General features: G+C 44.6%; 9 protein-coding genes. 7 read left to right on the forward strand and 2 right to left on the reverse strand.

All coding sequences use genetic code 11. From position 1 onward, the window contains the following. Positions 1-36: 36 nt before the first annotated feature. From ABTV71_RS14190 to ABTV71_RS14200, 3 genes are all read left to right on the forward strand, one after another. Positions 37-1,179: a DUF4998 domain-containing protein gene (locus ABTV71_RS14190; protein ID WP_433903645.1), complete on the forward strand. Its 1,143-nt coding sequence runs from the start codon at positions 37-39 to the stop codon at positions 1,177-1,179. Between the two features lie 168 nt (positions 1,180-1,347). After that, complete coding sequence (locus ABTV71_RS14195) at positions 1,348-3,996, forward strand: family 78 glycoside hydrolase catalytic domain (protein ID WP_433903646.1); 2,649 nt, start codon at positions 1,348-1,350, stop codon at positions 3,994-3,996. Between the two features lie 279 nt (positions 3,997-4,275). After that, positions 4,276-5,967, forward strand: a complete 1,692-nt coding sequence (locus ABTV71_RS14200; protein WP_433903647.1) for a hypothetical protein — start codon at positions 4,276-4,278, stop codon at positions 5,965-5,967. A gap of 126 nt (positions 5,968-6,093) precedes the next feature. On the opposite strand, the gene ABTV71_RS14205 is transcribed toward ABTV71_RS14200, so the two are convergent. Beyond that, positions 6,094-6,693, reverse strand: coding sequence for an RNA polymerase sigma factor (locus ABTV71_RS14205; protein WP_433903648.1), 600 nt, complete (start codon positions 6,691-6,693; stop codon positions 6,094-6,096). A gap of 261 nt (positions 6,694-6,954) precedes the next feature. On the opposite strand from ABTV71_RS14205, the gene ABTV71_RS14210 reads away from it, so the two are divergent. The 4 genes from ABTV71_RS14210 (at position 6,955) to ABTV71_RS14225 (ending at position 15,489) form a co-directional block, all read left to right on the forward strand. Then, complete coding sequence (locus ABTV71_RS14210; protein WP_433903649.1) at positions 6,955-8,127, forward strand: FecR family protein; 1,173 nt, start codon at positions 6,955-6,957, stop codon at positions 8,125-8,127. A 166-nt stretch (positions 8,128-8,293) separates the two neighbouring features. After that, positions 8,294-11,752, forward strand: coding sequence for a SusC/RagA family TonB-linked outer membrane protein (locus ABTV71_RS14215; RefSeq protein ID WP_433903650.1), 3,459 nt, complete (start codon positions 8,294-8,296; stop codon positions 11,750-11,752). A gap of 11 nt (positions 11,753-11,763) precedes the next feature. Next, complete coding sequence (locus ABTV71_RS14220; RefSeq protein WP_433903651.1) at positions 11,764-13,509, forward strand: RagB/SusD family nutrient uptake outer membrane protein; 1,746 nt, start codon at positions 11,764-11,766, stop codon at positions 13,507-13,509. Between the two features lie 87 nt (positions 13,510-13,596). Then, positions 13,597-15,489, forward strand: coding sequence for an SGNH/GDSL hydrolase family protein (locus tag ABTV71_RS14225; protein WP_433903652.1), 1,893 nt, complete (start codon positions 13,597-13,599; stop codon positions 15,487-15,489). A 112-nt stretch (positions 15,490-15,601) separates the two neighbouring features. Here ABTV71_RS14225 and ABTV71_RS14230 read toward each other — a convergent pair whose 3' ends face one another. Then, positions 15,602-17,014 (reverse strand): DHA2 family efflux MFS transporter permease subunit, encoded by a 1,413-nt coding sequence (locus ABTV71_RS14230; protein ID WP_433903653.1) that lies wholly within the window; start codon positions 17,012-17,014, stop codon positions 15,602-15,604. Positions 17,015-17,107: the final 93 nt, after the last annotated feature.

Consider the following 17,107-nt stretch of genomic DNA (forward strand, 5'->3'; position numbering starts at 1 on the left):
TAAAACATGAATCTATACAAATAAAGTATTTTGAAAATGGAAAAAATATGGAATAAAATAAGGATGAGCGGCCTAGCGCTCCTTGCTCTTGTGATCGGAGCTTCCTGTGCAAAGATGGATGACTATAAGCGTTTTGTGGAATCCGGAGAGATCTCCTATACAGGCAAAATCGATTCTGTCGTTGTGTTCTCAGGGGACGGACGGGTCTACGTACAGGGCCTGTTTATGTCGGACCCCAAAGTGGCCAGCTGCCGTATCTATTGGAATAACATGAAGGATTCTGTGGCCGTGCCAGTGGTGCGTACGAATACCGTAGATACCTTGAAACAATTTATTACCTTGCCAGAAAACCTCTACAACTTTCGCATCCATACCTTCGACGCGCTGGGCAACAGATCTGTGGCTGTTTATGCCACGGGCCAGGCCTATGGTCAGGCCTATAAAACATCCCTAAACAATAGGCTGATTATTTCGGCTATCGCAGACCAGGCGGATAATGTTACGGTCATGTGGCGGGATGTTGACAAAACACTGGGGGCCATCGGCACGGAGATCACTTATACCGACAAGGAGGGTAAGGCACAATTGGTACGGACACCGGTCAGCGAAAAGCAGTCTATATTGAAGAATTACAAACCGAAAACGGAATTTACTTATCAGACCTTATATATACCGGACACTTTATGTATCGATACATTTGCGGCAGCCGCTGAAAAACATAGCTATGCTTACAAAATTAACCGAAGCAATTGGCTTGCTTTTGCAGATTCTTACGAGGCGACAGGTCAGCTACCAAATGGCGGATCCCCATATTTTGTATTGGATGACAATCCCAATACCTACTGGCATACTAAACATTCCTCGGGGACGAGTCCGTTCCCGCATTGGCTCTCATTTGACATGAAGAAAGCAGTAAAGGTGGATATGATCGAGCTGACTTCGCGCCACGATTATGTAACCGCGGATTTTAGGGACTTCTTGATCGAGGGGCGAAATTCAGAAGCTGAACCCTGGACAACGTATGGCTCATATAATCTGCCGGATGCCCAAGGGCCGCAGCAATTCTTGATTTCGGGCTCGCCTACGGTCCGTTATATCAGAATCTTTCAATTAAACGGGGGAGGAGAACCCCATTCACATTTAGCCGAGTTTGCCGTATATGGCAGTGAGGTAAATTAAGTCGGCACAAAATAGGGCTTAACTAACTTAAAGAGGCATAACTACTCCTTTAAGTTAGTTGCTTTATATTTCCCTATGGAATTGAAATGGAATAATAGGACCGGGTACAATTATAAAAGAAAGACAAAAGAAAGCGAGATACACGTCATTAGAAATATTATGCAAGGAATGAAAACAATGTTATTATTATCGGTTTTAAGCCTGACCGTAAGATTATTTGCAGCAGAAAACCCCAAAGTATGCCGTCCGGTAGTGTTGAAATGTGAGCATATCGTCAACCCCATCGGGATTGATATCCAAAATCCCAGACTGACCTGGCAGCTGGATGACGATCGGCGAGGTGCTAAACAACAGGGCTACCAAATCTTTGTCGGGACGGATTCCGCATCAGTCGCCTCCAATCAAGGCACGCGGTGGGACACAGGTAAACAGTCCGGAGAGGATATGATCATTGCTTATAAAGGAAAAACACTGAAACCAAATACGCCTTATTTTTGGAAAGTCAATATCTGGGATAAGGATGGAAAAGTCCGATCCTCGGCGATAGCCCGTTTTGAGACGGGAATGATGGGAAATGATACCTGGAAAGCGGCTTGGATAAGTGATCATAATGATGTTGCGCATCGGGAAGCTCCCTATTTTCGGAAAGAATTTGAAATTAAAAAAACGCTCAAATATGCACGGGCATATATTGCGGCAGGAGGGCTGTATGAGCTTTCTTTAAATGGTGGAAAGGTGGGCGATCATCAGCTGGATCCTATGTATACGCGTTATGATCGCCGAACCCTGTACGTGACGCACGATATCAGCAGCGAACTTAAGATTGGCAAAAATGCCGTTGGTGTTATTTTGGGGAATGGCTGGTATAATCATCAGCCTCTAGCAGTTTGGGATTTTCACAATGCGCCCTGGCGGGCAAGGCCAACATTTTGTTTGGAAATCCACCTGATATATACGGATGGTTCGAAGGAAATTATCTGCTCTGAACGGGACTGGAAAACTTCTTCGGGCCCGATTATCTATAACAATATTTATACGGGCGAACATTATGATGCCCGCCGGGAGCAAATCGGCTGGGATAAGCCCGGATTTGATGACAAAAAGTGGCATGGCGTACGCTATCGCAGTGCACCTTCGACCAATATTGTAGCTCAACAGACTGTGCCGATCCGTCTGGTAAAAACATATAAACCCAAGTCCGTCATAAAATTTGACGACAAGACCTGGCTTTTCGATATGGGACAAAATATGTCGGGAATTACCAAGATCAAACTGAGCGGCAAATCGGGCACAACAGTGCGTATAGCACATGGAGAGAGATTGGGTAAAGATGGCCGTCTGGATCTGTCAAATATCGATGTATACTATCGGGGCGATAAGCAGGCAGAGCCGTTTCAGACGGATATTTTGATCCTTAGTGGCAAAAAACAGGATGAATTCATGCCTAAGTTTAACTACAAGGGGTTTCGTTATGTTGAAGTGACCTCAAGTGAAGCGATTGCCCTGCAGGATACCAGCATAACAGCATATTTTATGCATAGTGATGTCGCTCCGACCGGGGATATCAAGACATCTTCAGCACTGGTCAACAAGCTCTGGCGCGTGACCAATAATGCTTATCTTTCTAATCTGATGGGCTATCCGACGGACTGTCCCCAACGTGAGAAAAATGGATGGACAGGGGATGGGCATCTCGCAATAGAGACGGCATTATATAATTTTGACGGTATTACCGTGTACGAGAAATGGCTGGCCGATCACCGTGATGAGCAGCAGCCAAATGGCGTACTGCCGGATATCATACCAACTGGTGGCTGGGGCTATGGCACGGCCAATGGTCTTGACTGGACCAGTACAATAGCCATTATTCCCTGGCAGGTTTATTTGTTTTATGGGGACAGTAGGCTTTTAAATGATTGTTACGAAAATATCAGACGCTATGTCGATTATGTTGACATGATCAGCCCTGATGGGCTGACGACGTTCGGGCGGGGTGATTGGGTCCCTGTAAAATCAAGTTCAAATCTTGAACTTACCTCTTCGGTTTACTTCTATACGGACGCCAGGATATTGAGCGCGGCAGCAAAGCTGTTCGGCAAAGAATCGGATTATAAAAAATACAGTGCCCTAACAACGAAAATTAAAGACGCTATCAATGCAAAATTTCTGAATCGCGAATCGGGTATCTACGCAACTGGAACGCAAACCGAGCTAAGTGTACCAATATACTGGGACGTGGTGCCGGAGGATATGCGCGCTAAGGTCGCGGCCAATCTCAACAAAAAAGTGGCGGAAAATAACTTTCATTTGGATGTCGGTGTATTGGGCGCCAAGGCATTGTTAAATGCACTATGCGAAACAGGACACACGGAGACCGCATACAAGGTGGCGACACAGGACAAATATCCTTCCTGGGGCTGGTGGGTGGTCAATGGTGCTACGACCTTGCTGGAAAACTGGGACCTAAATGCCGAAAGGGATATTTCGGACAACCATATGATGTTTGGTGAAATCGGTGGCTGGTTCTTTAAATCCGTAGGCGGTATATTACCGGATCCCGACTATCCCGGATTTAAACATATTATGCTTCGGCCGATATTTCCCGAAGAATTACACGAAGCCACGGTGAAGCACAAATCTCCATTTGGCGAGATTGTTTCATCCTGGAAGAAAAAGGGGCAGCATATTGAATATAGGGTTACTGTGCCGCCAAATTCACGCGCAACGTTTTATCCGCCGAAGAATACCGACCAGTCTGGACCGGCCGAATTGCTAGCAGGCAAGCATATCTTGAAATTTCGAATCGTCGAGAAATAGGTTGAGCTCTTGACGGGTGATGGCCGCCACGCAATTAAGGCGGTCTGCGGGGATGAAGTCCTGCGTTAAACTTTAGCCCAGAAAAAATAGGGGCATACTTGCAAGGAGAGCACACATTATCAGATTGAATTATAAAACAATTTGCACGACAACATAACGGTTGGATGCATCTTATTCGTCTTATTATACAGTGAGGGGACATGATCTTGACCATTTTATAGGAAAAAGAAAATACCTACTAACTATGCGAAATAATACGAATCAATTTAAGTATCACAAATGAAAATTAAAACAAAACTATCTATTGCTCTGGTATGGATCTGCGGCCTATTGCTTTTCTGCTCGGCAGTGTCTGCAGCTCCGGATACACTTGACATTGTAAAGAATGACGGAAAACCAAAAATCGTCAATATTGTAAACTTTATCCGACTTATTGAGCCTAGGGAAGCACATGTCACCGAAGATGTCCTCTACCAAACGGTGGTAAAACAGGTCGAGATGATGAAGGCTTACAAGCTGGGCGGTACATTTCTGCTGCAATATGACGCACTTATGGATCCAAGATATCAGCGTCTACTGAAAGCGCTACCTCAAGAAGAATACGAAATTGGGGGCTGGTGGGAGCTCCCGCAGCCGCTTATCGAGAAAGCGGGATTGAAATGGCGGGGCCGGTATGCTTGGGACTGGCATGCGGATGTAGGCTTTTCTACAGGATATACGCCCGAAGAGCGTGAAAAGATCATTGATGTCTATATGGCGGATTTTAAAAAGATCTTCGGTTATTACCCTAAATCTGTAGCTTCATGGTTTATTGATTCGCACAGTTTGAACTACATGTACGAAAAGTACAAAATTGTGGCTTCGGCCAACTGTAAAGATCAATACGGTACCGATGGTTATACCCTTTGGGGCGGCTATTGGAACCAAGCGTATTATCCAAGTAAGCTGAATTCGTATATGCCGGCCCAGAATAAAAAAAATCAGACTCCGGTGCCCATTTTCAGAATGCTCGGAAGCGATCCGGTCCGGCAGTATGATACGGGTATCAGCACAACCTGGCAAGGGGTGATCACGCTGGAACCTGTATATCCCGAAGCGGGCGGAAGTGAAAAATGGGTCAACTGGTTTCTCAAGGAATTTGTCGAGGGAGAGTCCATGGTGTTTAACTACACGCAGGCAGGACAGGAAAACTCCTTTACCTGGGATGCTATGAAAAAAGGGTTTGAAATACAGTTGCCGCTGATCGCCAGATTGCGCGATGAAAACAAAGTGCGGGTAGAAACTATGGAAGCATCCGGACTGTGGTTTAAAAAGAACTTTAAATTAACTCCTGCAACTTCCTTTACCGTAAACAAGGATCTGGGTGACAGTGATAAGAAAACCGTATGGTTTAACAGCCGCTTTTACCGCACCAACCTGCTGTGGGAAGATGGTGGCTTACGGGTAAGGGATATCCATATCTTTGATGAAAATTTTCCTTCGGTCTATACTACGCAGAAAGCGACCTCTAATGAATGTGCATTTTATACCCTGCCTGTGGTAGACGGCTACCTGTGGAGCAAAAAAGACCAGCTTGCAGGATTGAGGTTCAAAGCAGTAGTTGATGGTAAGGAAATCCTGCTAACGGGTGCAGATCCCGTAATTACAAACACAGGAAAGGGGAAGCTTCACATCTCATGGCCGCTAAATGCTGTGGAAGGTAACGTGGAGATCGATCTGGATGAAAAGAAATTTAAAATCCGCTTTGTCGGAAGACAGCCCTTGGACTGGTATCTGGACCTCAGCACTGCTGATCAGATTAAATTACCTTTCAAAAATATTTCTCCAAAACGCTTAGATGCAGAATTTGAGGGGATGAAATACAACATTTCCAGCATAGTGGGGCAATTCTCCACCCCCAATAATGGAAGTGTCCTGAGGATATCACCGGAGAATGGTAAGATCATCTTGAATATGACCAATGGCAAATAGAGATTGATATTGCCCTTCGACGAAATAAACGAAATAGGAATACAAGATACTCATAGGTTAGGTTTATTACATTGCAGTTGTCCACACGGGCGCTGCAATGTTTTTTTTATGGACTATCTCTGATGATCAAGCCAAGGATAGGAGAATATGGCTGGTCAGATAAGTAATAAAGACAATTTTTTCGGCCTGTGAAAACGATGCCCGTAGAATACGCAGGGCTTTTCGCATATGCTGCTCCACCGTGTTCTCGGAAATGTCCAATTGGGATGCGATTTGTTTATTCGTCAGGTAATGGCTACGGCTCAGTAAAAATACATGTTTACATTTCGGCGGTAAACGCTCGATCTGCGAGCTGATACGCTCGGCCAGTTCCCTGGATTCAATGGTCTGCATGGTCGAATGATCAGCCTCAGTCAAATAGGCCAAACTGTGTTCCTGAAACTGCCTCGAGAGTTTCTCCCGTCGGTAATGATCGATGACCTTATGCTTGACGGTGGTATACAAAAAGGCGGTAAGATTTTTAATCTGATCGGCAGACGATCTTTTGAGGAATAGACAGAGAAATGTGTCCTGGATGATTTCTTCGGCTACCTCTCTGCTTTGTGTCTTTTTTAATGCAATTGATAATAGGGAAACGACGTGCCTTTTGTATAAAATTTCAAAGGCTTGATCATCTCCATGCATCCATAACAAGATCAATTTGGCATCACTCAGGTTAACATGCATAATTTTGTAGTTGGTTTATAAGAATTCTCCCTTAGGTATATCGTCAGCGCCCTCAATCGCCCAGTTGTTGTCTGATCTACAATTTTAACAAGAATGGTTGAAAGCACCGTCCTTTACTGTCCTGTGCACAACCTTTCATAGCTGGCAAAAAATAAAAATAAAATCGGGTGCAACTAACGGTTCGTTCGATTCAGTTCGTCTATATCCTATAAACGGTTCTGTGCAGGCAGGACCGTTTATAAGATAACAAAGCAGATTCTTATGGATAATGAACGATTACAGTATTTATTGGTACGCGTACGTAGTTCCAGTTGCAGTGAAGAAGAGATGGCGGAACTGAATGAATGGTATGAGCAACTGGATGACGGGCCGGAACAGCTCAAGGATTGGATTGAAGAAGCTGGTGGCAAAGAGAAGCTTGTGGATCAGCTATACGCTAATTTTTCGAAAAAAATCGCAAAGCCCAGAAATAGATCAGTAGCTTCCATTACCCGGCTTTCCGTGGCCGCAACAATTGCATTTCTATTGGGTGCTGCATTGCTGTATTACAAATTCCAAAATGAGTCTATACCGGATCGCAGTGGCATGGCTCAGTCTAAAATTCAATCAGATACGAACATAAGCAAGCTGACACTAGCGGACGGTACAAAAATTAATCTGGACGATGCGGCCATAGGTGAGCTTTATCATAAAGACGGCTTATCGATCAGCAAAACAGACAGCAACAGTTTGACCTATCGTAGCACTGTAGCGCTCAAACCAGTAACTGACCCTAAGATGCAGTTTAATACACTCGATATTCCACGCGGCGGTCAATATAAAATTAGCTTGCCTGACGGCACTAAAATATGGATGAATTCCGCCTCGACACTTCGTTTCCCGGTTACCTCAAATGGTCGGGATAGGCTTGTCTCCTTAACGGGCGAGGGCTATTTTGAGGTGGCCCATAATAAAGAATTGCCCTTTAAAGTCATTACAGGTGACCAACAGATAAAAGTATTGGGTACACATTTTAACGTAAAAGGATATCCGGATGAGAAGCTGATCTCAACCACCTTACTAGAAGGCAGTGTGCGTGTGAGCAGGTACTCATCGGGTGAATCAAAACTGATGATCCCGGGACAGCAAGCTAATCTGTTCCAAAATTCCAGTCATATTGCCCTTACAAAAGCAAACATCAACCAAGTAGTTGCCTGGAAAAATGGTTACTTCACATTCGATAATGAATCTATCGAAAACATTATGAATACAATCAGCCGCTGGTATAATGTGGATGTCGTTTATGTTGGTAAACAGAGTGGTGAGCGTTTTGGAGGTTCTTTTTCCAGAAAGTCTGATTTAGCGGAGATCTTACATAACCTAGAAGAATTGGGAAATCTCCGTTTTCGGATCAAAGAGCAAAAGGTTATCGTATCCGGAACTTCGGAACAGTAAAGTATCTATCAATAGATTTATGAAAGAAAGGAGGGAACCACTTACAAACTAAGCACAAATTGACGAAAACAAGCCAAGGACGGTTGCGTCGTCCCTGGCAAACCAGTCTTCACTGGTCAAGTAGTCCGATCAAACCAATTGTATAATCTATTAAACTACTAACCAAATGTATAAAAAATTTACTGAATTATTTTTCGGCATGGGTCCCTGTACGTTTTCACCGAGCTCGCGTAGCCCCAAGATTCTGTACATATTCTTATGTTTTGCGCTGCTACAGCTCAGTCATGTGTGCTATGGGCAGAAAATTAGCATAGCCGTACGCAACGCTCCGTTGAGCGACGTATTGGGGGAGTTAAAAAAACAGACCGATTATGACTTTCTCTACAATAATGCCACACTAAAAAATGCACAGCCTGTATCCGTTAACTTTAAGGATCTGGACTTCCCACATGCACTGAAGCGATGCCTGGAAAATCAGTCACTTGAATACACAATACGAAACAAAACGGTATTAATTACGGAGAAAAAAGCGGTGGTCACCGCCGCTCGGCAGGTAATTGCAGCCACGCATCTACTCAAAGGGACGGTGCGAGATTCGGCTTCAGGCCAAGTCCTATCGGGTGTATCCCTTCAGATCGAAGGCACAGAGATTGGTGCAGTGACCGACAATAACGGAAATTTTACCATCAGCCATACCAAGCCGAATTTTGTGCTCATCGTGTCCAATATCGGCTATCAGGCCCAACATATTCCGATAAACGGCCAGGAAGTTCTGAACATTCGACTAAGCAATCTGACGACAAACTTAAATGAAGTGGTGGTGGTCGGTTATGGAACGCGCACCAAAGGTGCGGTGACCGGTGCAATATCAACAGTAAAATCCGATGTTTTTGAAAACCGGCCGGTGACAAATAGTTTTGATGCATTGCAGGGCACTATTCCGGGAATGACCATCACCAAGGCAAGCGGTCAGCCCGGCGGGAGCAATTTTGATCTGAAGGTGCGCGGAGAATCATCTATCAACGGCAACAAGCCCCTTGTACTGGTGGACGGGGTTCCCGGTGATATCAATACCATCAATGTCAATGATATCGCTGAAGTAACAGTATTAAAAGACGCTGCTGCTGCGATATATGGTGCACGGGCTGGCGATGGCGTCATTATCGTCAACACCAAACGTGGTCGAAAAGGACCGCCACAGATTACCTATACGGGCAATTTTGGCATTAAAACGCCGACTTTTCTACGAAAAATAATGAATACACTGGAATATGCGGAATTTGCGGATGAAGGACTCAGAAATGTGGGTATCGCGGGCTTTCCGCAGGAGGTTTTTGACAAAATAAAGGCCAATGCCGCGCCGGATCTGGATAAGGGCTGGAATTACGGGGTAACAAATTATCCCGGATTCTATGGCTATACGGACTGGAACAAAGTCGTCTATAAAAGTTCTACGCAACAGATGCATAATGTGGCTGCATCTGGAGGCGGGGAAAATAACAGCTACATGATCTCAGCGGGATACAAGATAGATAATGGGATATTGAGATATGGCGAAAATAAATCGACGGGCTACAACCTGCGCCTCAATTATGACCTGAGAATCAATAGCAAGCTTGCAGTCGAAACACGGACCAGCTTTGACAATCGTGTAACGCTGACTCCATCGGAAATCAATGGCGAGAACCCGCTGAAAAATGTACCCCGACAGTTTCCGTACGCTCCACTGTATAACCAGCAGGGACAGTTTTATAGTTATCAGGGCTATGCAAATCCTGCGGCTTACTTAGAAGAAGGCGGCACAACTACGGATAATTTCTCGCGCTTTGCGACGAACTTTAAAATCGATTATTCTTTTCTGCCGGGGTTAAAACTTACCGGACAGGCATCCGTACGGATGGATTATGTCAACAATGTCGCCATCCATCCAACCATCACCAGATGGAACTATACCGGTGGTATACAGGATATCCGCAATACGCCAAATTCAGCAGCCTACGCAAATGGCAAAACACTAAACAAGCTTTATCAAGCTTATTTTGATTACAATAAAGCATTTGGCGAGGACCATAGCTTTAACCTTATCGCCGGTGCTTCACTTGAGCAGACCAATGTGTCGGGCCAGACAACTACTGGATATAATTTTCCAAATAATAGCTTATTCACACTCAATCTTGCCGACCGTACGAAAGTTGCTTATGCCAATTTTACGGGGAATCTGAGTGATCAGGCGCTGGGCTCTTACTTTAGCCGTTTGAGCTATAGCTATAAGAACAAACTCATTGTGGACCTTACTGCAAGGGCGGACGGCAGCTCGAAGTTTGCCCCCGAAAAGCGCTGGAGTGCCGTATTTCCCTCGGCCGCGTTAGCCTACAATTTATCTGAAGAAAGGTTTATAAAATCACTCAACACATTTGACTTACTTAAATTACGGTTTTCTTACGGTAAAATGGGGAACCAGGAGATCGGAAATCTGGGCCTCTACGATTATATTCCTTTGATTAACTTAAGCGGAAATTATCCCTTAGGTGCACCCAATGCCGGTCTTGTGGGAGCCAATGCCAATCCGGCTTCGATCGATAGGACCTGGGAAACGATCTCCAATAAAAATATAGGGATAGACTTAGCGCTCATGGATTCAAGATTGGCTTTTTCATTTGATTATTATCACAAGATCAATGACGATATGCTGGTCAATATCGCCGTACCGGCTACTTTCGGGGCCACTCCGCCCTCAAGCAATCAGGGTAAGCTGGTCACCAAGGGCTTTGAGGCGATGTTAACCTGGAAAGATAAGATCAATGACTTTAAATATAGTGTGTCCCTGCAGCTGAGTGACAGTAAAAATAAACTGGTCGAGCTTAAGAATACAGATTCCTACAATGAGGGTTTGGTGAAGACACGCAAAGGTTATGCTATTTACTCGTATTTCGGCTATGTGTATGAAGGTATTATCAAAACCCAGGAACAACTTGACGCTTACAAACAGCTGCAGGGGGTACCCGCGCGGGTATCCATTGGCGACGTAATGTACAAAGATATGGATGGTGATGGTAAGCTGACGGCTTTTGGCGATCAATCCAAGGGGCTTGCCGGTGATATGATCTATCTGGGCAATGTGAACCCGAGGTATACCTTTTCATCCAATATCAATATGGCTTACAAGCAATTTGATCTACAGTTGTTTCTACAAGGTGTAGGCAAAAGAGATGTCATCTATGAAAGCAATATCAGCCGCCCCAATACCTTCTTTTGGCCCTCTTTGCAGTATTTCTATGGCAAAACTTACCGCGAAGACCGCCCGGATGCAGAATTTCCCCGTTATCTTCCCGGTAATCTGGGCTATGATGACGTAGGCGGTTATAACTATCGTGCTTCAACAAAAACAATTCAAAATGTCGCTTACTTGCGTTTTAAGGTAATCACCCTAGGCTACAATTTACCTGATGTATGGGCAAAAGCCATCAAGCTTAAATCTGCACGGATATACGTCAGCGGACAGGACTTGTTTACGATCTCAAAAGGAACATTTGGCGGAAATTTTGATCCCGAAGATGGATATCGTCAAGAGGGTACTTATCCATTTAACAAGGTGTACGCTATGGGACTGAATGTAACATTTTAAACGATAACATAATGAAATTTAAATATTTAAACCATATCACCTTACCATTTACAAGAAATGTGGGTTTTGATAAACCCATCCGGACAAAGGCGCTCTCTATAGCATATATAGTATTATTCGCAATAGCGCTGGGCAGCTGTAAAAAAGATTTAAACCTGGTTTCGCAAGATAATATTACAGACGCCACTTTTTGGAAAAGCGGTGCGGATTTTAAACTCGCGGCAAACAACCTTTACAACGGACTGGACAGGTTTGGACTCGAGGATACGGAATCGGATATTGCATTCAATGTCCCGAATGCGGTCAGCAATGGACAGCTGCAACCGGCGGAAACCTCTGATGTCTGGAATACGAGCTATAGCTATATCCGTTCGGCAAATAATATAGTGGAAAAAGGGGAAGGTAAGGATGATGCGGAAATCAAAAAGTATGTCGGTGAAGCACGTTTTTTCAGAGCATGGTACTATTGGAAGCTGCTCCGGCTGTACGGTGGTGTCCCGCTGATCACCAAAGTACTCAAGACCGATGATCCGGAGCTTTTTGCAGCCCGTGGCAGCCGGACAGCTACCGTCGACCTGATCTTAAATGATCTTGAGGAAGCCAGAAAAACGCTCCCCTTACAATCGGATCTGTCTTCAGGCGATATGGGACGCATCACACAAGGTGCAGCAGCAGCGCTGGCATCCCGCGTAGCCTTGTTTGAAGGTACCTGGCAAAAATCAAGGGGGCAGGCGGCAGTGGCTAGCAAATACCTGGACATGGCGATAACGGCTTCACAGTCGGTGATAAACAGTGGCCTGTATGGGCTATATACGGGAAGTGGAACACAGAGCTATCGCTACCTGTTTATCGAGGCCGGTGACGATTCCAAAGAATGTATTTTGGATCGGCGTTATGCCAGAAACATCCTCGGACACGATGCACCTTATATGTATGATCAGGATGGCTATAATCCCACACGTAAACTCGTGGATATGTACCTCGACAAAAAGGGCTTGCCAATCAGTGCACCTGGCAGTGTATTTCAGGGTTACGCCAGCTTTACGTCAGAATTTCAGGATCGTGATCCGCGCATGACGCAAACCATGATCATACCAGGTACGTTGACCAACAGGGTGTTCTTTCCCGTAAACAAAGTAGCCAACTGGCCAAATGCACCACAACGGAACTTCAACACGGGGTATATCTTGTATAAATATATGTCCGAAGATCCAGTCGCTAACAATTCAGGACGTGAAGGGGACAATAGCTTATTTGAATTTGATCGCCACCTGATCCGCTATGCCGAAGTACTGCTGAACTATGCAGAGGCCATCTATGAAAAAAACGGTGCTATCAGTGACAATGATCTTGACCTTTCGATTAACAAACTGCGTGATCGGGTCGGTATGCCACATTTAACGAATGCTTTCGCGGCTTCCAATGGTCTGACTATGCAGGTAGAGATCAGACGTGAACGAACAGTAGAGCTTGCGCTGGAGGGGTTCCGCTTAGATGATCTACGCAGATGGAAAACCGCAGAGTCAGAGCTGCCGCAGGATATAAAAGGAATAAAAATTACGGGTACGGACTGGGCAACCAGAAGCCCCTACAATGATCCGAGCTATGCAACTAAAGTGGATCCAAATGGCTTCTTAGTTGCCGAACGAGGTAGAAAATTTGATCCTGCAAAGGACTATCTCATGCCGCTCCCTACTAAGGAAGTTGCTTTTTATCAGGCCAACGGTCATAAACTGGAGCAAAATCCGGGATGGTAAAAGAACATTTAAAAAGTCATATCTTTAAAATAAGCGGGGAGGTAACTATTAAAAGGCTTCCCTGCTATATTAAAAGCAACTGTATCAATGAAAATAAGACCGCTGTTCATTCTATTAATTTTTTACGTCTTGAGTTCTTTTAGAGATAAGGAACAGACCTGGGTGGCGATCGGTGATTCGATCACCTATCTGAACGATCATCTCAACGAGACGGGGGACCGCGTCAAAAAGGGGTATTTAACCCGTGTTACTGACAAGCTGCCCAATCTGCGCTATATCAACCAGGGGCATAATGGATGGACATCCGCTGGAATAGCCCAGAATATTGATAAACTCGGACTGGTGAAAGCGGATGTCTATTCGATATTTTTAGGAACAAACGACTGGTGGCAGGGGAGGCCGATCGGGGACTTGGATGATTATAAAAATGATGTTGGAAACAAGACGGTATTCGGCTCGTTTCGCATTATTATCGATGCCATTCGCAAGCTCAATCCAAAAGCCAGGATTATCTTGATCACGCCCATGCAGCGAAACGATTTTGTATATATTGCGGATTCCAAAAATAGTGCTCATGGCTCCTACCGGAAACACGCCGGGCAGTCACTGGAGGATGTCGCCAACGCTGTTATTACCATCGCTGAGCATGAAGGGATCGCTGCGGTGGATCTTTATCACCATCCGGTTTTAACAATTAAAAATCTGGTGAATTTTAAGCGGTTGAAAGATCCTAAGACAGGCGAGTATGTAAATTTTGTCTATCCTGGGTCAGCTGAAATTCCGTTTAACCCAAATACCGACGAATATCCATATCCTGTCGAATCAATCAACCTGACCTATGATGGACTACATCCTTCTGATGCAGGAAATACAATCATTGCAAACGAAATCGTTTCTGTATTCAAAAAGATTGGACTTGCTCCAAAATGGCAAAACTATCTCAAGCTAACGGATTATATGACACCATTCTGGAAAGCGGATACGATTGTCGACGAAAGCATACTACCATTGGAAAATGGAGCCGAAATAAATGCTTCTTTACTATTTGAGGCCAGGAAAATCGTCTCGGTTAAAAGTAGCGACCATCATGAGACCTTTGTGGAGGGACGTGACTGGAATTATTCAAAAGACAAGATTAACATCATTCGGGGTTCGAAAATCCCTTTCCTGAAAAAAGAGGATCTGGTCTTTATGCGGGATAAGGCAGGACTGTCCATGAGAGGAAAAGCAGCTGACACCTTTGTATTATACAGTGAAAATGAATATTTTAGTAGCAGACAGCTTGCGGTGACGTATATTCCCAAAAAAGGCCAAAGATGGCAAGGACCAGCTATACCGTATGCTGTAGGCATACTTCCGTCTACAATTGGTAAATTGGCAGGACAAGATAGTCTTCATATTGTGTTTTATGGCAATAGCATAGAAAAGGGATATAATACCAGTGGCTTAGCAGGTGAGGCGCCTTATATGCCGACCTGGCCGGAACTGACCGTATACAAGTTACGAGACTACTATTCCAATTCGTATATCAGTTATGTCAATACCTCGGTGTCGGGCAAACTTGCTCAATGGGGAGTGGACTCCGTCAATGATTATGTCAATATTTACCATCCTGACCTGGTCATCATTGGTTTTGGCATGAACGATGGTAGTGCCAATGTTACACCTGTACAATTTCGCGAGCAAATTCAGAAAATTATAAATTCTGTATCAGCGAAAAACCCAAAAACTGAATTTATCGTTATTGCCCCCATGTTGCCGAACCCTAACGCCGTTCAATCGGGATTTCAGCATCAATACAAAAATGAATTGTTAAAACTTGCAGGGCCCGGAGTAGCATTGGCCGATATGACCACCGTACATCAAGAACTGCTTAAACACAAAAGCTATCAGGATATGACGGGTAATAACGTCAATCATCCGAATGATTACCTTGCGCGTTGGTACGCCCAGGTAATCTGCAATTTACTTCTGCAATAATATGACTGTTTCGGAGCCGTGCCGGAATCCGAAACAGAATTTATTCAATGGGCTTAACTTAATAGATGCTCTTATTGATCCGAACTGAGGATTAGAAAAAAACTGCTGCGAGCTAAGCGGCGTTCTGAACTTCTTTCTTCGACGGAATACCCCTTAAATTGCTTCCGTCGCTCGGTTTAATTTTGAAATATTCAATTAAGGATAGCATGGATAAAGCCGCAATTAATTGTAGTGCCAAACTAAAATCCCGCATCTGATAAACCGTATCCTGATAATAACTACTTGCCAGGTGGAGCGTTACTGCTCCTAAGGCGATACCCATACCAAGCGCCATTTGCTGCGCGGTGTTATACAATGTATTCGCGTTGCTCATCTGTTCATTTGGCACGTCTGCGTAGGCCAAGGTATTTAAGCTTGTAAATTGGAGCGATCGTGTAAGGCCTGAGAAAAAGAACACAATCGCCACAAGCCAAATCGGCGTTTGTATTGAAAGCAGGGAGAGTCCAGCGGTTACGAGTGTTAAAATAATGCCGTTGCCGATTAAGACCTTACGGAAGTCAAATCTTCGTGTGATCCACATGGCTACAGGCTTCATGCTCATGCTACCGAGCATGTTGGCCATATAGAGGAGGCCTGCGTGAAATGGGCTCAGTCCAAAACCCAACTGTAACATAAGGGGTAATATAAAGGGCGCGACATTGATCACCATTCGGGTGATCGACCCGGAATATACGGTAATACGGAAGGTTTTTACGTTGAGAATACGATAATCGATCAAAGGATATTTGATGCGTCTGGAGTGCCATACTGCGACTGCCATTAGTGCAAAGCTTGCCCCAATAGTCACAAGTGGTTTTGTATAATTGCCTTTGGCTGCGCCGATCATTTCAGTACCCAGCATAATTCCGGCAAGACCGATACCGCTGATGAAAAAGCCGATGATATCAAGCGGACGGCTATTTTCTGAATCCATTGCCGGAATAAATTGATGCACTGCCCACAGCGCAAAAACACCGACGGGTATATTGATAAAGAAAATCCAGTGCCAGCTGAAATATGTGGTGAAAAATCCGCCCAGCACAGGGCCGATGATAGGGCCCAGTAATCCAGCCCAGGCAATATAGCCGATCGCTTCGACCAGATCTTTCTTTTCGGTATGCTTGAGCACAATGAGACGGCCCACCGGTACCATTAGGGCTCCGGCTGTACCCTGACAGATACGCGCAATGACGAAAGATGTTAAGTTGGTACTCAGTCCACATGCGATTGAAGAAAGTATAAATCCCAGAATCGCCAAATTGAAAACTTTTTTTGCGCCGTAGCGGTCGGCAATCCAGCCGCTGATTGGAATAAATACGGCTAACATGACGGTGTAAGAGGTAATACCTGCACTGAGGTGTACAACATCACTCTCAAAATCATGTGCCATTTTGGGTAAGGCCGTTGATATCGCTGTGGTGTCGAGCATCTCCATAAGCAATGTGCCACCTACAATGAGCGATATGATGCGTGATTCTTTCTTCATCTTGCTCTTTTTAAATCCCGAACGGGAAACATTTGCGACAAAAGTAAATCTATCTAAAAAAAGAAAAGTCATATAAAGGCTATTTTTAGCTGG

Source organism: Sphingobacterium puteale (assembly GCF_050986225.1).
Classification (GTDB): Bacteria; Bacteroidota; Bacteroidia; order Sphingobacteriales; family Sphingobacteriaceae; genus Sphingobacterium; species Sphingobacterium puteale.